Source organism: Streptomyces sp. WM6378, from assembly GCF_001279695.1.
Classification (GTDB): domain Bacteria; phylum Actinomycetota; class Actinomycetes; order Streptomycetales; family Streptomycetaceae; genus Streptomyces.
Map to the genome: position 1 here is coordinate 45,063 of NZ_LGDD01000121.1, position 19,399 is coordinate 64,461.

The 19,399-nt window shown below is 71.4% G+C and carries 20 protein-coding genes and 1 pseudogene; 12 read left to right on the plus strand and 9 right to left on the minus strand.

The genetic code is table 11. The features are described from left to right. The first annotated feature begins 33 nt into the window (after window positions 1-33). The 5 genes from ADK54_RS13060 to ADK54_RS13080 all read left to right on the plus strand — a co-directional run bounded on the left by ADK54_RS13060 (window position 34) and on the right by ADK54_RS13080 (window position 3,680). Complete coding sequence (locus ADK54_RS13060) at window positions 34-1,218, plus strand: sensor histidine kinase (protein ID WP_053725774.1); 1,185 nt, start codon at window positions 34-36, stop codon at window positions 1,216-1,218. Next, window positions 1,215-1,856 (plus strand): response regulator, encoded by a 642-nt coding sequence (locus tag ADK54_RS13065; protein ID WP_053725775.1) that lies wholly within the window; start codon window positions 1,215-1,217, stop codon window positions 1,854-1,856. The genes ADK54_RS13060 and ADK54_RS13065 overlap by 4 nt, the downstream gene beginning before the upstream one ends. Before the next feature lie 109 nt (window positions 1,857-1,965). Further along, a complete protein-coding gene (locus ADK54_RS13070; RefSeq protein WP_053725847.1) occupies window positions 1,966-2,292 on the plus strand; it encodes a hypothetical protein in 327 nt (108 codons plus the stop codon). 9 nt (window positions 2,293-2,301) lie between these two features. Continuing rightward, a complete protein-coding gene (locus ADK54_RS42645; RefSeq protein WP_063801961.1) occupies window positions 2,302-3,111 on the plus strand; it encodes a papain-like cysteine protease family protein in 810 nt (269 codons plus the stop codon). Window positions 3,112-3,119: 8 nt separating this feature from the next. Next, window positions 3,120-3,680: a hypothetical protein gene (locus ADK54_RS13080; RefSeq protein WP_053725776.1), complete on the plus strand. Its 561-nt coding sequence runs from the start codon at window positions 3,120-3,122 to the stop codon at window positions 3,678-3,680. 63 nt (window positions 3,681-3,743) lie between these two features. Here ADK54_RS13080 and ADK54_RS45900 read toward each other — a convergent pair whose 3' ends face one another. Both ADK54_RS45900 and ADK54_RS48260 read right to left on the minus strand, forming a co-directional pair. Then, a complete protein-coding gene (locus tag ADK54_RS45900) occupies window positions 3,744-4,235 on the minus strand; it encodes a universal stress protein (RefSeq protein WP_053725777.1) in 492 nt (163 codons plus the stop codon). Continuing rightward, the gene (locus ADK54_RS48260) at window positions 4,232-4,360 is read right to left on the minus strand and encodes a hypothetical protein (protein WP_267887003.1); all 129 of its coding nucleotides are present in this window, start codon (window positions 4,358-4,360) and stop codon (window positions 4,232-4,234) included. Before ADK54_RS48260 ends, ADK54_RS45900 begins: the two co-directional genes overlap by 4 nt. 100 nt (window positions 4,361-4,460) lie before the next feature. Here ADK54_RS48260 and ADK54_RS13090 point away from each other — a divergent pair, with 100 nt between their 5' ends. Further along, window positions 4,461-5,948 (plus strand): PLP-dependent aminotransferase family protein, encoded by a 1,488-nt coding sequence (locus ADK54_RS13090; RefSeq protein ID WP_053725778.1) that lies wholly within the window; start codon window positions 4,461-4,463, stop codon window positions 5,946-5,948. 58 nt (window positions 5,949-6,006) lie between these two features. On the opposite strand, the gene ADK54_RS13095 is transcribed toward ADK54_RS13090, so the two are convergent. Beyond that, on the minus strand, window positions 6,007-6,324 hold the full coding sequence (locus ADK54_RS13095; RefSeq protein WP_078966346.1) for a DUF5955 family protein: 318 nt from the start codon (window positions 6,322-6,324) through the stop codon (window positions 6,007-6,009). 165 nt (window positions 6,325-6,489) lie between these two features. On the opposite strand from ADK54_RS13095, the gene ADK54_RS13100 reads away from it, so the two are divergent. Further along, window positions 6,490-7,092 carry a nucleotidyltransferase family protein gene (locus ADK54_RS13100; protein WP_053725780.1) on the plus strand — a complete coding sequence of 201 codons (603 nt, stop codon included), beginning with the start codon at window positions 6,490-6,492 and terminating at the stop codon, window positions 7,090-7,092. A 291-nt stretch (window positions 7,093-7,383) separates the two neighbouring features. Then, window positions 7,384-9,003: a malate synthase A gene (gene aceB, locus ADK54_RS13105; protein WP_053725781.1), complete on the plus strand. Its 1,620-nt coding sequence runs from the start codon at window positions 7,384-7,386 to the stop codon at window positions 9,001-9,003. Window positions 9,004-9,064: 61 nt separating this feature from the next. Here aceB and ADK54_RS13110 read toward each other — a convergent pair whose 3' ends face one another. Both ADK54_RS13110 and ADK54_RS13115 read right to left on the minus strand, forming a co-directional pair. Then, the gene (locus ADK54_RS13110; RefSeq protein WP_078966347.1) at window positions 9,065-10,663 is read right to left on the minus strand and encodes a YfcC family protein; all 1,599 of its coding nucleotides are present in this window, start codon (window positions 10,661-10,663) and stop codon (window positions 9,065-9,067) included. Beyond that, on the minus strand, window positions 10,660-11,442 hold the full coding sequence (locus ADK54_RS13115; protein WP_053725783.1) for a M20/M25/M40 family metallo-hydrolase: 783 nt from the start codon (window positions 11,440-11,442) through the stop codon (window positions 10,660-10,662). The genes ADK54_RS13110 and ADK54_RS13115 overlap by 4 nt, the downstream gene beginning before the upstream one ends. Before the next feature lie 156 nt (window positions 11,443-11,598). On the opposite strand from ADK54_RS13115, the gene ADK54_RS13120 reads away from it, so the two are divergent. Next, window positions 11,599-12,801: an FAD-dependent monooxygenase gene (locus ADK54_RS13120; RefSeq protein ID WP_053725784.1), complete on the plus strand. Its 1,203-nt coding sequence runs from the start codon at window positions 11,599-11,601 to the stop codon at window positions 12,799-12,801. Between the two features lie 320 nt (window positions 12,802-13,121). Then, window positions 13,122-13,730, plus strand: a complete 609-nt coding sequence (locus ADK54_RS13125; RefSeq protein WP_053725785.1) for a TIGR03086 family metal-binding protein — start codon at window positions 13,122-13,124, stop codon at window positions 13,728-13,730. 24 nt (window positions 13,731-13,754) lie between these two features. Here ADK54_RS13125 and ADK54_RS13130 read toward each other — a convergent pair whose 3' ends face one another. Together ADK54_RS13130 and ADK54_RS13135 are read right to left on the minus strand one after the other, a co-directional pair. Further along, window positions 13,755-14,594 (minus strand): pentapeptide repeat-containing protein, encoded by an 840-nt coding sequence (locus ADK54_RS13130; protein ID WP_053725786.1) that lies wholly within the window; start codon window positions 14,592-14,594, stop codon window positions 13,755-13,757. Between the two features lie 56 nt (window positions 14,595-14,650). Further along, window positions 14,651-15,286, minus strand: coding sequence for a TMEM175 family protein (locus ADK54_RS13135; protein ID WP_234392035.1), 636 nt, complete (start codon window positions 15,284-15,286; stop codon window positions 14,651-14,653). Between the two features lie 130 nt (window positions 15,287-15,416). Here ADK54_RS13135 and ADK54_RS13140 point away from each other — a divergent pair, with 130 nt between their 5' ends. Next, the gene (locus ADK54_RS13140; RefSeq protein ID WP_053725788.1) at window positions 15,417-16,295 is read left to right on the plus strand and encodes a chitosanase; all 879 of its coding nucleotides are present in this window, start codon (window positions 15,417-15,419) and stop codon (window positions 16,293-16,295) included. Between the two features lie 188 nt (window positions 16,296-16,483). Beyond that, the gene (locus tag ADK54_RS47430) at window positions 16,484-16,939 is read left to right on the plus strand and encodes an excalibur calcium-binding domain-containing protein (RefSeq protein ID WP_053725789.1); all 456 of its coding nucleotides are present in this window, start codon (window positions 16,484-16,486) and stop codon (window positions 16,937-16,939) included. A 141-nt stretch (window positions 16,940-17,080) separates the two neighbouring features. Here the strand turns inward: ADK54_RS47430 and ADK54_RS13150 are convergent. After that, window positions 17,081-17,428, minus strand: a pseudogene (locus tag ADK54_RS13150) (PTS transporter subunit EIIC); the annotation flags it as partial. 210 nt (window positions 17,429-17,638) lie between these two features. Beyond that, window positions 17,639-19,048, minus strand: coding sequence for a nucleobase:cation symporter-2 family protein (locus ADK54_RS13155; protein ID WP_053725791.1), 1,410 nt, complete (start codon window positions 19,046-19,048; stop codon window positions 17,639-17,641). Window positions 19,049-19,399: the final 351 nt, after the last annotated feature.

Below are 19,399 nucleotides of genomic sequence, written 5' to 3' on the forward strand. Positions count from 1 at the left end.
GGCCGCCCGCCTCACCCGTACGCTGGAAGACCTATGGATTCCGCACGCCCCCACACCCCCGTCGCCGCCCTGCTGCGCCTGTGTCTGCACGCGCTGCTCGGCGGGCTGCTCGCGCTCGCCGCGGTACGGGCCCTCGGCGACGGCGCGCCGCACGCGGGGGCCGTCATCGCGGCGGTCGTCCTGATGGCCGCCGTGTACGCGGCGGGCGTCGCCCTGCCCGCGGTGCGGCCGCGCACCTCGGCGGCCGCGGTGTGGCTCGGGGCGCTCGGCGCGTCCTGGCTGGCGCTGCTCGTCCTCTCCCCCGAGGCGCTGTGGGCCGCCTTCCCGCTCTACTTCCTGCTGCTCCACCTGCTGCCGCTGCGCTGGGCGCTGCCCGCCGTGCTGGCCACGGCGGGCGCGGCCATCGCGAGTTTCGTGCTGCACGGCCAGCCGGTCACGCCGGGCGCGTTCATAGGGCCGCTGATCGGGGCGGCGGTCGCCGTCGCGACGGTGCTCGGGTACGACGCGCTGTACCGCGAGAGCGAGCGGCGGCGCGAGCTGATCGACGAGCTGGTGGCGACGCGGGCCGAGCTCGCCGAGGCCGAGCGCACGGCCGGCACGCTCGCCGAGCGCGAGCGCCTGGCCCGCGAGATCCACGACACGCTGGCCCAGGGCCTCTCCTCGATCCAGCTGCTGCTTCGCGCGGCCGAGCGCGCGCTGCCCGCCGGAGATCCGGCCCGCGAACACGTCGAGCAGGCCCGGCACGCGGCCCAGGACAACCTGGCCGAGGCGCGCCGGTTCGTGAAGGCGCTGACCCCGCCGGACCTGGAGCACGGCTCGCTGTCCGGCGCCCTGGAGCGGCTCTGCGCGGCGGCGCCGGGCCCGGCCGTGCAGTTCGGCGTGAGCGGCACCCCGGTCGAGCTGCCGACGCCGTACGAGGTGGCGCTGCTGCGCATCGCGCAGTCGGCGCTCGCCAACACCGTGCAGCACGCGGGCGCAGGGCGGGCCGAGATCACGCTCAGTTTCATGGACACCTCGGTGGCCCTGGACGTCGTCGACGACGGGCGCGGCTTCGACCTGGCGGAGCGGCGGCCGAAGGAGGAGACCAGCGGCTTCGGGCTTCCGGCGATGCGCTCGCGTGCCCAGTCGCTCGGCGGCACCCTCAGCGTGGAGTCGGCGCCGGGCCAGGGCACGGCCGTCGCGATCACGCTGCCGCTGCCCGTGGCGGGTGCCCGGTGACCGCGGCGCCCATCCGGCTGCTGCTCGCCGACGACCACCCCATCGTGCGGGCCGGGCTGCGCGCGGTCCTCGACACCGAGCCCGATTTCGCGGTCACCGGGGAGGCAGCCACCGCCGAGCGCGCGGTGGAGCTCGCCTCGTCGGGCGCGTACGACGTGGTCCTGATGGACCTCCAGTTCGGGGCCGGGATGCACGGCGCCGAGGCGACCGCGAAGATCGCGGCGCGGCCGGGCGCCCCGCGCGTCCTCGTGCTCACGACGTACGACACGGACGCGGACATCCTCGCGGCGGTGGAGGCGGGCGCGGCGGGCTATCTGCTCAAGGACGCCCCGCCCGAGGAGCTGGCAGCGGCGGTGCGCACGGCGGCCTCGGGCCAGTCGGCGCTCGCCCCGGCCGTGGCGCACCGCCTGATGGACCGGATGCGCACGCCCGCCGAAGCGCTTACCCGGCGCGAGCTGGAGGTGTTGCAGCTGGTCGGCGACGGGCTCTCCAACCAGCAGATCAGCAAGCAGCTGTTCCTCAGCCAGGCCACCGTCAAGTCCCATCTCGTCCATATCTACGCCAAGTTGGGAGTGGACTCGCGCACGGCGGCGGTCGCGGCCGCGAGCGCGCGCCGTCTGATCCGCCAGCCGGGCTGAATGCTCCCGTCCCTTGCGGTCACCGGCTGCAAGGCAGGGTCCGTGCGCCTCAGGTTCCGCCATGCTGCTGGCATGTCCCCGGCATGACACGGACAGCATGGAGGCCCTCATGCCCCAGACCTGCCGCCAGTACTGGTGGAACCTGCAAGGGCGGTGCAGGCTCAACTTCAACTGGGCCGCCATCAACCACGACTCGACGGTCGTGGTGACCGCGTCCGAGTACAACGTGGACGGCAACGACCCCCGGCACAGCCCGCGCTTCGTCGGCGCCGCGACCATCACCGTCGAGAACATCAGCCCCCACGCGCCGCCCTACGACCCCAACCACGGTGTCAGCTTCGTCGTCAACGTCGACTGGGGCGCGCCCCTGCACGTCGTCACCGACATCACGGTCCTGGACGGTCCGCCGGTCGACATCGAGTACCAGAACGGCTGAGGGGGCCCGATGCCACGCACCGTGCGCCAGTACTGGCACGGCCTCAAGGGCCGTACCGTGCTGAACTTCAACTGGAACGAGATCGACCACGACTCGACGGTCTGGGTCACCGTGTCCGAGTACTCGGTGGACCCGAACGACGTCAAGCACAGCCCCCGGTTCACGGGGGACGCCAATGTCCGGGTCGGCAACATCAGCCCGCACTCGCCGCCGTACGACCCCAATCACGGCGTGACGTTCGTGGTGACCGTCGACTGGGGCGCGCCGCTGAACATCGTCACCGACATCACGGTCCTGGACGCCAAGCCGGACTACCGGCTCTGGGACTACCAGCGCCTCGCGTTCAACATGCAGGCGCAGACCCAGACCAACTGGTGCTGGGCGGCGGTCGCGACCAGCATCGCGCTCTACTACAACGCGAACAGCACCTGGACGCAGTGCCAGGTCGCCAACTCCCAGACGGGGCAGACCAATTGCTGCACTCCGGCGGGCGCGTCCGGCACCGCGTGCAACAGCCAGCAGCCGCTGGACAACCCGTTGCGCATCGTCGGCCACCTGGACCGGATGGTCGCCAACCGGGTCGAGTTCGCCGAGGTGGAGAGCGAGATCAAGGCGGGGCGGCCGCTGTGCATCCGGGTCGGCTGGAAGGCCGGCGGCGGGCACTTCTTCACTGCCATGGGCGTGGACGCCCCGGCGGACCAGGCGATCGTGGCCGTGGACGACCCGATCTACGGCAAGTCCGACCAGGTGTACACCACCCTCGCCACCAGCTACCAGGGCAGCGGAACCTGGACCCACAGCTACTACACGAGGGGCTAGGACCACCCATGACACTCCAGTCACCACAGCCCCCCGAGCAGTCGCGCGAGGCGGCCGAGGCCGGTCTTCGGCTGCTTGCGGGGCTCGGCCGGGTCCGCACCGAGACCCTGCTGCCGGCCGCCCCGGACGAGCTGCGCCTCGCGGACCCGGTGCAGCTGTACACCGTCGGGCCCGCGGGCCCGCTCGCGGATGCCGAGCCGGTCGCCTGGCGCTATCTGGTCCGGCACGACAGCGACGCGGTGGCGCTCGCCGAGACGGTACGGGACGCGTCGGGCGAGCACGTCTTCAGCCAGCTGAATTACGGCCCGTTCGTGGCCGGTACGGCGGCCGCTCTCGATGCCGCGAGCGGCCACACCGGCGACGCCGAGGTGCGGCTGCTGCACATTCCGGCCGTACACCTGATCGCGGTCTGGCTGCACTCGGAGGCGGCCGACGCCCTGATCCCCGCGGCCCCCGCACCGCCGGGCACGGAGGCCGGTCGCGCCTATCCGGCGGACGAACTGCTCGGCCTGCTCTCGCAGTCGAGGCCGCCCACCCTGGCCCCGGACGACGATCGCGGCGGCGGCTGACCAGGACGGGGACGGTCCGGTGGGGGCCGGGCCGTCCCCCGTACGGCCCGGCCCCGGCTCTGTTCACCCGTGCAGGGCGAAGTCCTCCGCCCGGGCATGCCGCAGGGCCCGCACCGTGTGCCTGGGGAGGCAGGGGGCCGGGGCCGTCAGGACGGCGCTGTGCGCGTGCTGCTGGACATAGCGGCGCACCGGAGCCCGCCGCACACCCGGCCGCGCGCCGATGACCAGCAGGTCCTGGGGCCGGTCCGCGAGCGCGCACAGCACCCGCCCCGCCTTGCCGCGTACGACGAGCTTCCGCACGGCCACGTCCTCGGGCAGCCCGCCCAGGGCCTCCTCGACGGCCCGGTCGAGCGTTTCGCGCGCCAGGTCTTCGTGGTACGCGGCCCAGGCGCTGTCCGGGTTGCGCGCGTAGAGGATCTCGCCCTCCGGCGGCTCCCACGCGGTCACCGCCGCCAGAGCACGGCCGCTGTTACGGGCCTCGTCGACCGCCGCCCGCAGCGCGGCGAGGCTGCCCAGCGAGCCGCTGACGCCCACGACCACGTGCCCCCCGGTCACTTCGCGTGCCCCTTGCGCAGCCGCAGACCGCGGACCCAGGCGAGCGAGATCCCTCTGGGGCCTTCCTCGCGACGCCGCTGCATCTCCCGCTCGAACCGGTCCGTGACCGCCACATCGCGTTCCATGACAACTCACCTTTCTCGGCCTTCCAGGCCAATGCGCTGACAGGACCCGAGTCTGTACGCTGATTGGCCTGGAAGGCAGGGCCAATTCACGGAGGTTGGTATGGCAGGCATGCGGGTGGTCCGGTCCGTGGACACCGTCAGCAGTACCGCGCGCACGCTCGGCAGCCGCCAGCTCGCCGCCCAGGTCACCGCCATCACCGGCCCGCACCCCGGCTACCGCGCCCTCGCCCAGGGCGTGCGCACCCTGCTGCTCGACGGCCGCATCCCGCTGCACACGCGGCTGCCCGCCGAGCGCGAGCTGGCCACCGCCCTTGAGGTCAGCCGGGCCACCATCACGGCCGCGTACGACCTGCTGCGCGAGGGCGGCTACGCGCTGAGCCGGCGCGGTTCGGGCACCTGGACCGAGCTGCCCGAGGGCGCGGCCCCGGCCAATGTGGCCCGGTACCAGGCCCCCGACGGCGTCATCGACCTGGCGATGGCCGCGCCGAGCGCCCCGGCCGCCGAGCTGGCCGCCGCCTTCGAACTGGCCGGGCCCGAATTGGCCTGCCACGCCACCACCAACGGCTACCACCCGCTCGGCCTGCCCGAGCTGCGCGCCGCCGTCGCCGAGCGCTACACCCGGCGCGGTCTGCCCACCCTGCCCGAGCAGATCCTGATCACCACCGGCGCCCAGTCCGCGGTGTCCCTGGTCGTGAACCTCCTCGGCCGCCCCGGCGACCGGGCTCTGGTCGAGAGCCCCTCCTACCCCAACGCCCTCGACGCGGTGCGCCACACCGGGCTGCGGATCACTCCCGTGCCGGTGACCGAGGACGGCTGGGACATCGAGCTCCTCGAATGCACCCTGCGCCAGACCGCACCCCGGCTCGCCTACCTCATCCCGGACTTCCAGAACCCGACCGGCGCCCTGATGAGCGCCGAGCAGCGGGCCCGGCTGCTGCGCGCGGCCCGGGCGACGGGCACCTGGCTGCTCATCGACGAGACGATGGCCGAGATGTCCCTGGAGGGACCGGCCCCGGCGCCGTTCGCGTCGCTCGCCCACCAGGGCGAGTCCGAGCAGATCGTCACGGTCGGCTCGCTCAGCAAGACCCATTGGGGCGGGCTGCGCATCGGCTGGGTGCGGGCGGGCTCCCGGCTCGTCAACGAACTGGCCGCGCTGCGCATCCACGTGGACCTGGCGCCCTCACTCGTCGACCAGGTGCTCGCCAAGACGCTGCTGCCGGGCATGGACGACGTCCTGCTCACCCGGCTGCCCCAGCTGCGCGAGCGGCGCGACGCGCTGGCCGAGTCGTTGACCCGCCATCTCCCGGAGTGGCGCTGGCAGTTGCCGGTCGGAGGGCTCAGCCTCTGGGTCGACCTCGGCCGCCCGATCGCCGGGGCGCTCGCGCAGGCCGCCCTGGCCCACGGCGTGAACCTCCAGCCGGGTTCGCGCTTCGCCGCCGACCCCGGCACGCACGAACACCGCCTCCGCATCCCCTTCGTGCACGAGCCGGAGCGGACGGACGAGGCGGTGCGCCGCCTGGCCGCGACCCTGGACGCGGGCCTGCCCACCTTCACCGGCGAGCAGAACCGGCCGCACTGGGTGGCGTGAACTCGGCCTGAATCTGGGGGAGTTCAGACCGAGCCGCCACAGGAAAGCCTCCGGGCGATCAGTACCGGCCCGGCGGCCCGCCGAACAACTCGACCGCTTTCCTCACGTCGGTGACCGCGCCCGCCAGCGCGCTGACCGAGCCGATCGAGCCCGCTATCAGCAGCAGCGAGCGACGCAGCCGCGGGACCTCCGGGACGCCACTGATGGCCATCGCGTCAAGGGCCGCCAGCTCGTCCTCCGCCACGGCCCGGTCGGGAAACTCCGCCGGATGACCGGCCAGCTCCCGGCGCAGCCGGGACACGGCCGCCCGCAACTCGCTCACTCTGGGGTCCTCACCACTGCCGGCCACGGCCCTCTGCTCCACGCCTCGCAACAAAAGTCCTCCCCCACGCACGTCCTTGTGCAGGTGCAAAAAACCCGTGCAGCGAAGGTCAACTGCCGGGATTCGCGGGCAAGTTAACGCCATCCGGCGTGTCGTGCGCCACTGCGCGGACGGAATTCGACAGAAGCATTAGGTATATGTGGGGGCATGACGCAACCAATGACAAATGCGGCACCGGTCACGGGGCTGCTGCTCGCGGCGGGCGGCGGCCGGCGGCTCGGCGGCCGCCCCAAGGCCCTGCTCCCGCACCGCGGCCGCCCGCTCGTCGAGAACGCGGTCCGGGTCCTGCGCGAGGGCGGCTGCCGCACCGTGTACGTGGTGCTCGGCGCCGCGGCCCAGGAGGTGAGGGCCCGCGCGGACCTGGCGGGCTGCGTCCTGATCGACAACCCGGACTGGGCGGAGGGCATGGGCTCCTCGCTCCGGGCCGGGCTTGAGGCACTGGCCAAATCGGACGACGCGGCGCGGGCCGCCCTGGTCTCGCTCGTCGACCAGCCCGGCATCGGCGCCGAGGCGGTGGCCCGGGTGCTCGCCGCCCACCGTTCGGGCGATTCCCTGGCGGCGGCTTCGTACGACGGGAAGCGCGGCCATCCGGTGCTGTTCGGCGCGGACCGCTGGGCGGACATCGCGGCGAGCGCCATGGGCGACCGGGGCGCCCGCGCCTACCTGAAGGCCCACGAGGCGGAGATCGAGCTCGTCGAGTGCGGGGACGTGGCGGAGCCGTACGACATCGACACGGAGGCGGACCTCGGCCGCCTCCAGTAGACCTGGAGTACACAGGAAGACAGCCGAGACAGTCGGGATCGCGGACACCCCCGAGACCTCCGAAAACATGGAGTGAACGGGATGGCACCCAGCGCCATGGTCTGTCGACCCGGAGAATCTCGACATCAACAAACCATTGAACTTCCACCATGAGGAAACTAGTATCCACTGTTCAGAAGCGCCCGTCAGATCAACCGGCGCCCGCAGTCGTATCTCGGAGCCCTGGCACTGAGTGCCATCCATGGCGACCCGGCGGCCGTCAGGGCACCGCCCGCGAAGGAGTGACAGCTCATGTCCGCACCAGCGCCGTCTCCGCTGGCCATCGTCGATGCCGAGCCCCTGCCCCGGCAGGACGAGGTACTCACCGACGCGGCCCTCGCCTTCGTGGCGGAGCTGCACCGCAACTTCACGGCGCGCCGTGACGAGCTCCTCACCCGCCGCCAGGACCGCCGCGCCGAGATCGCCCGCACCTCCACGCTGGACTTCCGCCCCGAGACCGCGGAAATCCGCGCCGCCGACTGGAAGGTCGCGCCGGCCCCGGCCGCGCTGAACGACCGCCGCGTGGAGATCACCGGCCCGACCGACCGCAAGATGACCATCAACGCCCTGAACTCGGGCGCGAAGGTCTGGCTCGCCGACTTCGAGGACGCCTCGGCCCCCACCTGGGAGAACGTCGTCCTCGGCCAGCTCAACCTGATCGACGCGTACGAGCGCCGCATCGACTTCACCGACGCCAGGTCCGGCAAGTCGTACGCCCTGAAGGACGCCGACCAGCTCGCGACCGTGGTCATGCGCCCGCGCGGCTGGCACCTGGAGGAGCGCCACCTCCAGTTCGACGGCCGCCCGGTGCCCGGCGCGCTCGTCGACTTCGGCCTGTACTTCTTCCACAACGCGCAGCGCCTGATCGACCTCGGCAGGGGCCCGTACTTCTACCTCCCGAAGACGGAGTCGTACCTGGAGGCCCGCCTCTGGAACGACATCTTCGTCTTCGCGCAGGACTACGTGGGCATCCCGCAGGGCACCGTCCGCGCCACCGTCCTGATCGAGACGATCACCGCGGCGTACGAGATGGAAGAGATCCTCTTCGAGCTCAAGGACCACGCGGCGGGGCTCAACGCGGGCCGCTGGGACTACCTCTTCTCCATCGTGAAGAACTTCCGGGACGGCGGCGCGAAGTTCGTCCTCCCGGACCGCAACGCGGTGACCATGACGGCCCCGTTCATGCGGGCGTACACCGAGCTTCTGGTGCGCACCTGCCACAAGCGCGGCGCCCACGCGATCGGCGGCATGGCCGCGTTCATCCCCTCGCGCCGCGACGCCGAGGTGAACAAGGTCGCCTTCGAGAAGGTCAAGGCCGACAAGGACCGCGAGGCGGGCGACGGCTTCGACGGCTCGTGGGTGGCCCACCCCGACCTGGTCCCGATCGCGATGGCGTCCTTCGACGCGGTCCTCGGCGACAAGCCGAACCAGAAGGACCGCCTGCGCGAGGACGTCTCGGTGGCCCCCGGCGACCTGATCGCCATCGACTCCCTCGACGCCAGGCCCACGTACGGGGGCCTGGTCTCCGCCGTCCAGGTCGGCACCCGCTACATCGAGGCGTGGCTGCGCGGCCTCGGCGCGGTCGCCATCTTCAACCTCATGGAGGACGCGGCCACCGCCGAGATCTCGCGCTCGCAGATCTGGCAGTGGATCAACGCGGGTGTCGTGTTCGAGAACGGCGAGAAGGCCACGGCCGAGCTCGCCCGCAAGGTCGCGGCCGAGGAACTCGCCGCGATCCGCGCGGAGATCGGCGAGGAGGCCTTCGCGGCCGGCAAGTGGCAGCAGGCCCACGACCTCCTCCTGAAGGTCTCCCTGGACGCCGACTACGCCGACTTCCTGACCCTCCCGGCATACGACCAACTGGTGGGCTAGCCCCGGCAGTTGTCCCCCGTCTCCGCCCCCGGTACCGCACAGCACCGGGGGCGGAGCCGTGTCAGGTGAACGCCGCCCCCGCCGCCACGAACGCGCAGATCAGGACGAACAGGATGGCGAGGAGCGGGGCCACGAAGCGGAGGTACTTGTTGTAGCCGACCTTCGCCAGGGCCACGCCGCCGATGGTGACGGCGGTCGTGGGGACCCACAGGTTCATCCAGCCGCTCGCCGCCTGCCAGGCCGTCACCACCACCGCGCGGGAGACTCCCGCGAAGTCCGCCAGCGGGGCCAGGATCGGCATCGCGAGGGTGGCGTGGCCCGAGGTCGACGGGATCAGGAAGGCCAGGGGGAGGTTGACGATGAAGACGATCACGGCGAACAGGGCGGACGGGGCGCCCTTCACGACGCCCTCGATCGAGTGCAGCACCGTGTCGGTGATCTGCGAGTTGTTCATGATGACCGTGACGCCCCGGGCCAGGACGATGACCAGCGCCGGAGAGATGAAGTCCGCGGCGCCCTGGATGATCGTCGAGCTCAGTTCGGCCTCGCCGAGGCGTGCCGCGACGCCCACCAGGACCGCCGCCACCAGGAACAAGGCCGCCAACTGCGGGAAGGACCAGCCCAGTTCCCAGCCGTACGGGGTGGCGTCGGCCTTGCCCGTCAGGGCGCTGGACCACGGCACCACCGAGAAGATCATGAAGGCGAAGACGAGGGCGAGGAGGGTCAGGACCAGTTTGTGGGTCCTGGTCAGTTCCGGGGGCTCGGCCCCGGGAGACGCCTCGGCCGCCCCGTCCGCCGGACGCACCTGCGCCTCCCGGTGCTCCAGGTCCCCCGGCAGGAAGCCCGTCAGGGACTTCGACGGGTCCCGCTGGACGCGCCGCCCGTAGCGGACCACGTACAGGATCGACACCGCCGTCAGGACCACCCACATCACGAAGCGCAGGACGATGCCGTCGCCCAGGGAGATTCCGGCGGCCGAGGAGGCGACGCCCGTCGCGAAGGGGTTGACCGTCGAGCACAGCACGCCGATGCCCGCGCCCACGATGATCGTGCCGGTCGCGACCAGGCGGTCGTAGCCGAGCGCCAGCATGAGCGGCACGATCAGGCCGTAGAAGCCGAGGGTCTCCTCCGCGAACCCCTCGACCGTGCCGAGGACGGAGAAGACCGTCATCACGCCCGCGATGAGCAGCGCGCCGCGCTCGCGGAGTCGGTGGGCGAGGAGGCCGATGCCGCGGTCGAGGGCGCCGGTCGCGAAGACCACCGTGATGAACGCGCCGATGGCGAGGACGAAGAGGAACACCCCGGCGCTGCCGTACAGTTCGCCGGCCATCGTGGGGCCGACCCGGCCGGACTTGGCGTCCTGGATGCCGTACAGGCCGTTGACCGGCGAGAGGAACAGGTCGTTCAGGCGGTCCACGAAGCTCTGGCCGTTGTCGACCCGGTGGTACGTACCCTCGACGGGCGCCCCGTCGGCGTTGCGGTCGTACGAGCCGGACGGGATGACGAACGCCAGGATCCACACGGCCACCGTGACGATCGCGAGGATCGTCAGCGCGCTCGGGAAGCGGAATCCGCCGGTCTTGTGCGGCGTCGGCTCCTCGAACGGCGGCTCCGGGGGCGGCACTTGGGGCGGCTGTCCAGCAGGCGGACCCGTCGTCATGACTCACCCCCGAACGCCGCCGCGTACTCCCGCAGGAACGCCGCCTCCGCGATCACCGCGCCGCGCAGCTCGGAGAGGAGGACGCGTTCGTTCGGGGCGTGCAGGGCGCACATGCTGTCCTGTGCGCCGAAGAGCAGCACCTCCGCGCCGGGAGCCGCCTTGGCGAGGCCGTTGACCAGCGGGATCGAACCGCCGCTCGCCGCGAAGGCGGGCTCCGCTCCCCAGCCCTCGCGCAGCGCGGTGAGCGCGGCGCGGTAGGCCGGGCCGCCGGTCGCGGGCTCGAACCCGGGGCCGGCGTCGCCCGGGGTGACGGTGAGCGGAATTCCGAACGGCCGCAGTGCCTCCAAATGGGCGACCAGCGCGCCCTGCGCCTCCTTCGGGGCGTGCAGCAGGACGAGCAGGGCGTCGGGCGCGGCGCCGCCGAACTCCCCGCTGTGCCGCGCCTCGGCCGGCGTGCGCACCTCTACGATCACCTCGCTCGCGCCGCGCAGGCCCGTGGTGAGGGTGGGCGAGCCGGGGCGGATGTTGCCCATGTCGGCGATGACCATGGCGTCGCAGGCGAACCGTGCGGGGTCGGTGGGCGGGTAGTCGTCGAAGGCGCTGCCGTACTCCTCCTGGCCCTCGATCACGATCTTGATGCCGGTGGGCGGGCGTCCGCCGTACGCCCGCAGCATGCCCAGGTGGACGACGATGTTGGACTTGTCGTCCGCGATGCCGCGGGCCCGCAGCCCGTCCATCAGTGCGTCGACCGTCGATCGCAGGTCCTGGTCCGCGTTCATGGGCCCAATGGACCATGTGGGGCACGGCGCCGCATCCCGTGATCGACCCAGCACCCTCCTGTGCTCGCCACCCGTTCTGCGAGAATCCCGCGGGGGCGTGCGCCGTGCCGGGGAAGGCCGGCCCCCTGTCCGACGAGAAGTGCGAGGGGTGCGGGGATGCGTGGAGGGCGAGTTGCCATCGTGGGCGGGAGTGTCGCGGGGTGTGCCGCGGCACTGGCCGCACACCGCGGTGGCGCCGAGGGGATCACGGTGTACGAGCGGGCCGCGGGGCAGCTGGCCGACCGCGGGGTGGGGCTCGCGATGCACAACGACCGCTATGCCGAACTGGAGGCCGCCGGGTACGTGGACGCGGCGATGCCGTGGATCCAACTGGTCAGGCGCTGCTGGTACGTGCGCGACGGCGAGGCCCCGCTGGGCCGCCGCGTCGGGATCCTGCCCTTCCCGTTCCGCACGTACAACTGGGGCCCGCTCTGGCGCGAACTGCGAGCACGGGTACCGGAGTCGGTGGAGTTTCGTACGGGTACGGCGATCGAGCGGCTCGAACTGACCCCGGACCACGCCGAGTTGAGCACCGGCGACGGGCGCAGCGAACGGTTCGACTTCGTCGTGGGCGCCGACGGCTACCGCTCGGTGGTCCGCACCGCCGCCTACCCCGAGGTGCGGCCCAAGTACGCGGGCTATCTCGCCTGGCGCGGCGCCTTCCCCGTCGAGCGGCTGCCCGATCCGGAGCTCTGGCCGGTGGAGGACTGCGTGTACGCCGTCTTCCCGGGCGGGCACGCGATCATCTACCGCATCCCGGACGGCCGGGGCGGCCACCGCGTCAACTGGGTGCTGTACGCGGCGCCGCCGGACGGCCACGGTCTGCCCCTCGACTCCCCCACCAGCCTGCCGCCCGGCACCCTCACCGACGCGCTGCGCGCCTGCGCCCTGGAGATCGCGGACACTCAACTCGCCCCGTACTGGGGCCAGTTGATGCACCTGACGGCACCCGAGGAACTCTTCATCCAGCCGATGTACGACTTCACGGCGCCCCGGTACGCGGTCGGCCGGCTCGCCCTGGCCGGGGACGCCGCCACGGTGGCCCGCCCGCACACCGGAGGGGGCGCGGTGAAGGCGCTGCAGGACGCCACCGCCCTGGGTTCCGCGCTGACCTCGGCCGCGAGCTGGCCCGAGGCGCTGGCAGCCTACGACACCAGGCGTTCCACGGCCGGGCGCGGCATGGTCGACCTCGGCCGCCGCCTGGGCCTCGGACTCGTACAGCAGAGCCCGGACTGGAGCGCGATGGACCAGAGCGGCCTGGAGAAGTGGTGGCGACAGGCGGACGGATCGAGCACGTTCGGCGGCCGGAAGCTCTCCTGACAGCTCGGGGGCCCGACCGCGGTCGGCCGACTCCTCAGGGGACGACCACGGTCGGCTGCGCCGAGAAGTCGCGCCATTTCCCGCCCGGCAGCCTCGCGCCGGATCTTCACGCTGCAGCGGGTGCCACATGACGTGTACGGACCTGGCGCTGCTCGCCTGCGCGGTGACTCCGCCGGGCACGGACGGGCTCTGCCGGCCCTTGTCGCCCCCTGTGTCCCGCACGCGGTGAGCGGCAGCAGGGCGACGCCCAGGCCGGGCCCCCGCACAGATGCGTGGCGCGGCCGGCGATGAGTTTTCGTTCCCCGTGCCGTCTGCCTTGCATGAGCAGCGAAACGAACGCCCCAGCACCCCGCCCGGACCTCGCCCCCGCGGCGGCCGAGCTGACACGGCTCCTCGAAGGCGTACGCGACGAGCAGCTGGAGGTCCCGACGCCCTGCCCCGAGTACGTGCTGCGGGATCTCCTCTCGCACATCGCGGGCCTCAGCGTCGCCTTCCGGGATGCCGCGCACAAGGAGTTCGGCCCCTCGACCAGCACCGCCCCGGGCAGCGTCAGGCCGCCCGAGCTGGCCGGGGACTGGCGCAAGTCCATGCCGGAGAACCTCGCCGCGATGGCGGACGCCTGGCGGGACCCGGCGGCCTGGGAGGGCGAGACGCAGGCGGGCGGCCTCACGTTCCCCGCGGCGATCGCGGGCCGCGTCGCGCTCGACGAGCTGGTCGTCCACGGCTGGGACGTGGCGCGGGCCACCGGCCAGACGTACCGGCCCGCCCCGGTCGACCTGGAGGTCTCCTACGGGCTCCTCGCCCCGTCGAAGGACGACCCGGCCGCGCGGGGCACGGCGTTCGGGCCGGTCGTCGACGTGCCGGACGAGGCGCCGATGCTGGACCGCCTGATCGGCATGAGCGGCCGGGACCCGGGCTGGGCCCGCTGAGCGACGCTCCGCCGGGTGTGATCCTCACCAGTGCGAAGGGCGCACCAGGGACGGCGGGAGCTTCGTCGTCCCGTCACCCCGCGCCGCGTTCAGCTGGGCCTGGGTGAGGAAGAACGCCTCGGTCAGGTCGGCGCCGGACAGCCGTGCGTCGCGGAAGTCCGCGCCGATCAGGTCGGCCATGCGCAGATCGGCGCCGCGCAGGTCCGCGGCGATCAGGAAGGCACCCCGCAGGTTCGCGCCGCGCAGGTCGGCGCCCTTCAGCTTGGCGCCCATGAGGTCGGCGCCGCGGCGGTCCTTCTTCTTACCCTTGAAGTCGGCCCTGACCAGCTCGCTCGCCTTCAGGAGCAGCTTGTTGACCTTGTCGCGGTGGGTGGGCACGTCCAGCTCGGCGAGGGCCTCGGGGGCCAGCGCCGTGAACGCCTCGGTCTCCTCAAGGGCCGCGCGCAACTCGGCGTGGACGGGCCGTGCCTTCGGCAGGGCGAGCGCCTCGGTGACGTACCAGAGCAGCTCGTGGAGCTGGCGCATCACCGGGAAGACCTCGAACATCGAGGCGGCGGTGTCCGGCGCGGTACGCCAGTCGCGGCCCCCGAAGGTCTGCTGTGAGACCTTCTGGCCGGCGCCGAAGCAGTCGTACACCGTACAGCCCTGGAAGCCGCGCCCCCGCAGGTCGCGGTGGATTCCGCAGCGGAAGTCCTGCTGGAGGTTGGGGCAGGGCTTCCCGGCCGGTTTGTCGATCGCGAAGTCGGCGGACGCCGCGTAGGCGAGGGCGACACAGCACAGGCCGAAGCAGTTGCCGCAGTCGGAGACGAGGGTGAGGCGGGTCGCACCCGGGGCCGGGGCGGCTGCCTCGTGGTTCTCGGACAACGTGCGGGACTCCTTCTGGCTGGTCGTGCGACGTGCGGCGACGTCGGCCCGCCAGTTTAGTCGCGCTCCTCCCCCGCCGCCGCGACCGGCACCTTGAGCTGGTTGAAGCCGTAGTACACGGCGAGCAGGCCGTGCGCGGCCAGGGTCAGCGGGGCCGAGACGAAGGCGAGCGCCACCGTCGCCGGGTAGGCGAGCGAGCCGATGGCGAAACGCATACGGGTGGCGCGGGCGGCCGCGTTGTCGACCCGGTCGTCGAAGAGGTGGCCCGTACGGGTCAAGTGCCACCACAGGGCTTGATAGTTGAGGGCCATCACGACCATCAGGCCGCTGTAGACGACAGCCGCGACGTGCGAGGCGCCGGGCTCGCGGAGGTACTCCGCCATCAGCGCGGCCGGCCAGGGAATCGCGACCACCGTCATCAGGAGCAGCAGGTTGAGGAACATCAGGGTGCGGTCGATGCGGGCCACATAGCTGAACAGGGTGTGGTGGTTGACCCACATGATCCCGATGATCAGGAAGCTCACGACATAGGCCGCGTACGAGGGCCACAGGTGGCCCAGCTCCCGCCACAGGTGGTCGCCCGCGTGCGGCGGCACCTTGATCTCCAGGATCAGGAGGGTGATCGCGATGGCGAAGACGCCGTCGCTGAACGCCTCCACGCGGCTCGACTCGGAACGGCTGGTTTCAGTCACCCGGGCAATGAACCCCACAGCCGCCCCGGTCGCAAGGCCCTTCAACTTCCTTGTGCCGCAGGGGTGTACGGCCACTCCGCGGTAATGGTAGGAAAGTTTCCTAACAGAACACCGGAGCGACGAACTCCTCATGGAGGTCCAGGTGCACACCCCCCACCGCAAGACCACCGCACGTCGTACCAAGATCGCCGTACGCGCCCTGCTCGGCACCGCCCTCCTGGCGGTTCCGGTCACGGCGTACGCCGCTGAGAATCCGGCCGCCGCCACGGCGGACAATGCGACGGTGAACAACGCCGCCGCGACCGGGCTCGACGACCCGGCGAAGAAGGACATAGCCATGCAGCTCGTCTCCAGCGCGGAGAACTCCTCGCTGAACTGGAAGGCGCAGTACAAGTACATCGAGGACATCAAGGACGGGCGCGGCTACACCGCCGGCATCATCGGATTCTGTTCCGGCACCGGCGACATGCTCGATCTGGTCAAGCTCTACACGTCCCGCAATCCCGGCAACGTCCTCGCGAAGTACCTGCCGGCCCTGGAGAAGGTCAACGGGACCGACTCGCACAAGGGTCTCGACCCGAACTTCACCAAGGACTGGAAGACAGCGGCGTCGGAGACGGCGTTCAAAGACGCGCAGAACGACGAGCGGGACCGGGTGTACTTCAACCCGGCCGTCAAGCAGGGCAAGTCCGACGGGGTCGGCACGCTCGGCCAGTTCATCTACTACGACGCCATCGTGATGCACGGCGACGGAAGCGACCCGACCAGCTTCAGCTCCATCCGCAAGAAGGCACTCGCCAAGGCGAAGCCCCCGTCGCAGGGCGGCAACGAGACGACGTACCTCAACGCGTTCCTGGACGCCCGGGTCTGGGCGATGAAGCAGGAGGAGGCGCACAGCGACACCAGCCGCGTCGACACGGAGCAGCGGGTCTTCCTGAAGAAGGGCAACCTGAACCTGGACACCCCGCTCGACTGGAAGGTGTACGGCGACCCGTACCACATCGGGTAACAGCCCCCACAGGAACGGCGGGTACGGCAGCGGAGGGCTGCCGCACCCGCCCTTTCCGTACGTTCTCCGACCGTACTGCGGCCGAATTCGGCCGAGTTGGCCAATCTCTCTTTACGTAACCTTTGCGGGCCGTATTCTCTCCTTCACCAGATCATCACAAGCACCCGATCGTCCGAAAGAGCCGCCGCATGCGCATATCAAGGCCAGCCGTCCGCACTCTGCTCATCTCCGGCCTGCTCGGTGCGCTCGCCTTCACCACGACCGGCTGCCAGGACGGCAACAAGCCGCTGAAGCCCCCGGCCGGCAGCCCGGCCGCCACCCCTTCGGCGTCCGCTTCCGCGACCCCGTCGGCCAGTGCGAGTCAGAGCCCGAGCGCCCCGTCGGCCTCGAAGCCCGCCGCCCCGACGCCCCCGCCCCCCAAGGCTCCGCCGAAGCCCAAGACGAACGGCCCCAGCCTGCCGCCCCCGAGGAACGACGGCGGGGGCAACGGCGGCGGGGACATCGGCGGTGGCGGTGCGGGCAGCGTCTCCTACAAGAACTGCGCCGCCGTCCGCGCCGCCGGAGCCGCTCCCCTCCATCGCGGCGACCCCGGCTACGCCGCCCACCTGGACCGGGACGGCGACGGCATCGCCTGCGAGAAGTAGGAGGTCAGGCGGCCTGTTGCTGGGTGAGCCGCCAGGTCATCCAGTCCGCGCCGTCCTCGAACCGGGCGCTCGGGAAGGCGGTCGCGCCGCAGCGCACGCGGTGCAGCCGCCCTTCCGCTTCGAGGAGCGCCAGATCGCGGTAGTGGCGAGCACCTTCTGGAAGACCAGGTATCCGGCGACGGCCGCGAGTCCGGTCGAGCCGTCCGCCTTCTTGGCGAAGCCGATCGCGATGCCCACGCAGAACAGCAGCGCGATGTTGTTGATGATCGCGCCGCCACCCGCGGACATATATCCGGCGATCTTGGTGACGACGGTCGGGAAGGACTCCCGGCCGAGCATGTCGGTGTTGCCGAGGCGTACGAGGAGGGCCGCCGCCGGCATCACGGCCACCGGCAGCATCAGGCTCCGGCCGACGCGCTGCATGACGGCCATCACGCCGGAGCCCTTTTTCTTCTTCTCGGTCGCGTCCGTCTGTGCGGCCGTACTCATCTGCTTCCTCCACGGAAAGGGTGGTGTTGCCGTGGCAGGGAGCGCAACATCCGAACGGGCCGCATCCCGTGGTGGGATGCGGCCCTTCCGTTCTAACACCGTGAACAGCGGATAAATGGGCTGAGCGGGCGAGGGGCGACCTAGGGCCCGGCAGGTTGAGCCACAGGTCCCGTGACCGGCCGGGACCTTCCGGGCCGAAGGACCGAGGGTTCAGTGCACGGCGACCGCCGGTTCGGCCGAGGCCAGGTCGTCGTCGGCCGCCTCGGCCCGGTTCCTGCCGAAGTGGTTGAACGCCAGGTTGAGGACGATGGCGACCACGCACCCGGTGGAGATCCCGGAGTCGAGGACGACCAGCGCCTTGTCGGGGAAGGCGTGGTAGAAGTCCGGCTTGGCGATCGGGATCAGGCCGATGCCGACCGAGGCCGCCACGATCAGCGCGTTCTCGCCCTTCTCCAGGGCGGCCGTCGACAGGGTCTGGATGCCGCTCGCGGCGACCGAGCCGAACAGCACGATGCCCGCGCCGCCGAGCACCGGCAGCGGTACGAGGGAGATCACCGAGGCCGCGACCGGGCAGAGGCCGATGACGATCAGGATGAGCCCGCCGGTGGCGACGACGAACCGGCTGCGCACCTTGGTCATCGCGACGAGCCCGATGTTCTGGGCGAAGGCGCTGGCCATGAAGCCGTTGAAGACGGTGCTGAGCACGGATCCGAGGGTGTCGGCGCGCAGGCCGGCCGCGATGGTCTCCTGGTCGGCAGGGCGCTCGACGATCTTGCCGAGGGCCAGCATGTCGGCGGTGGACTCCGTCATGCAGACCAGCATCACGATGCACATCGAGACGATCGCGGCGATGTCGAACTGCGGGGCGCCGAAGTGGAACGGCGTCGGGAAGCCGACGACGTCCGCGTTCTTGATGGCGTCCAGGCTGGTTTTGCCCATCGGGATGGCGATGACCGAACCCGCCACCAGACCGAGCAGGATCGCGATCTGCTGCAGGAAGCCGCGCAGGAGTTTGCGCAGTGCGAGCACGATGACCAGGGTGATCCCGGCGAGCGCGAGGTTGGAGAGCGAACCGTAGTCGGCGGCCTTCTCGTTGCCGCCGGAGGACCAGTTGAAGGCCACCGGGAGCAGCGATACGCCGATCAGGGTGATGACGGTGCCGGTGACGACCGGCGGAAAGAAGCGGACGAGCTTGCCGAAGTACGGGGCGGCTATGAAGCCGAGCAGTCCGGCGACGACGACCGCGCCGAGGATGACGGGGATCGCGTTGTGGCCGTGCTCCTTGCCGATGGCGATCATCGGGGTGACGCCGGCGAATGAAACCCCGTTCACGAAGGGCAACTTGGCGCCGATCTTCCAGATCCCGAGGGTCTGCAGAAGTGTGGCGAGGCCCGCGGTGAACAGGCTCGCGGCGACCAGAAAAGCGGTTTCCTTGGTGTCAAGACCCACAGCGGGGCCGACGATCATGGGCGGGGCCACCACACCCGCGTACATCGCGGCCACGTGCTGGAGGCCACTGGTGAACATTTTCAGCGGGGGGAGCGTCTCGTCGACCGGGTGCTTCTCGCCGGTCTGGGCGGGGCTGACTGCGAAGTTGCGAAACCTGGGCTGTGCGGCCACGGCGGTTCCTCCGGTCGGTTACACGTCGGCGGTGGACGCGGGTGTCATGGAGGTGGTGCGTTGTGGTGCGTTGAGCAGCTGGAACAGGTGGTGCAGGGGCAGTGCGAACAGCGCGGCTGGCTGTTTGACGCGGAGTGACACCGATCGGGTTCGCGGGTGGGGCCGAACGGTTGTGGGCCGGCCGAGCAATGGCCCGTGGTGCCGGGACGGTGCGGACAGCGCGGGGACCACGCTTCCGGTACGGCTGTGCGGTCGGCGCGGCTCGCGCCAACTCACGGTGTGCGTACGGGGATTGATACGTTCACCGTTCCGGGGAGTGCGTACGTCCTTGTAGTACGCACTCCCCGGTCC

Excerpts from the sequence above, each read along its gene's own strand:
- ADK54_RS13060 (WP_053725774.1), top strand. The coding sequence starts at position 34 with ATGGATTCCGCACGCCCCCACACCCCCGTCGCCGCCCTGCTGCGCCTG.
- ADK54_RS13070 (WP_053725847.1), top strand. The coding sequence starts at position 1,966 with ATGCCCCAGACCTGCCGCCAGTACTGGTGGAACCTGCAAGGGCGGTGC.
- ADK54_RS42645 (WP_063801961.1), top strand. The coding sequence starts at position 2,302 with ATGCCACGCACCGTGCGCCAGTACTGGCACGGCCTCAAGGGCCGTACC.
- ADK54_RS13080 (WP_053725776.1), top strand. The coding sequence starts at position 3,120 with ATGACACTCCAGTCACCACAGCCCCCCGAGCAGTCGCGCGAGGCGGCC.
- ADK54_RS48260 (WP_267887003.1), bottom strand. The coding sequence starts at position 4,360 with ATGGAACGCGATGTGGCGGTCACGGACCGGTTCGAGCGGGAGATGCAG.
- ADK54_RS13090 (WP_053725778.1), top strand. The coding sequence starts at position 4,461 with ATGGCAGGCATGCGGGTGGTCCGGTCCGTGGACACCGTCAGCAGTACC.
- ADK54_RS13100 (WP_053725780.1), top strand. The coding sequence starts at position 6,490 with ATGACAAATGCGGCACCGGTCACGGGGCTGCTGCTCGCGGCGGGCGGC.
- aceB (WP_053725781.1), top strand. The coding sequence starts at position 7,384 with ATGTCCGCACCAGCGCCGTCTCCGCTGGCCATCGTCGATGCCGAGCCC.
- ADK54_RS13110 (WP_078966347.1), bottom strand. The coding sequence starts at position 10,663 with ATGACGACGGGTCCGCCTGCTGGACAGCCGCCCCAAGTGCCGCCCCCG.
- ADK54_RS13115 (WP_053725783.1), bottom strand. The coding sequence starts at position 11,442 with ATGAACGCGGACCAGGACCTGCGATCGACGGTCGACGCACTGATGGAC.
- ADK54_RS13120 (WP_053725784.1), top strand. The coding sequence starts at position 11,599 with ATGCGTGGAGGGCGAGTTGCCATCGTGGGCGGGAGTGTCGCGGGGTGT.
- ADK54_RS13125 (WP_053725785.1), top strand. The coding sequence starts at position 13,122 with ATGAGCAGCGAAACGAACGCCCCAGCACCCCGCCCGGACCTCGCCCCC.
- ADK54_RS13140 (WP_053725788.1), top strand. The coding sequence starts at position 15,417 with ATGGAGGTCCAGGTGCACACCCCCCACCGCAAGACCACCGCACGTCGT.
- ADK54_RS47430 (WP_053725789.1), top strand. The coding sequence starts at position 16,484 with ATGCGCATATCAAGGCCAGCCGTCCGCACTCTGCTCATCTCCGGCCTG.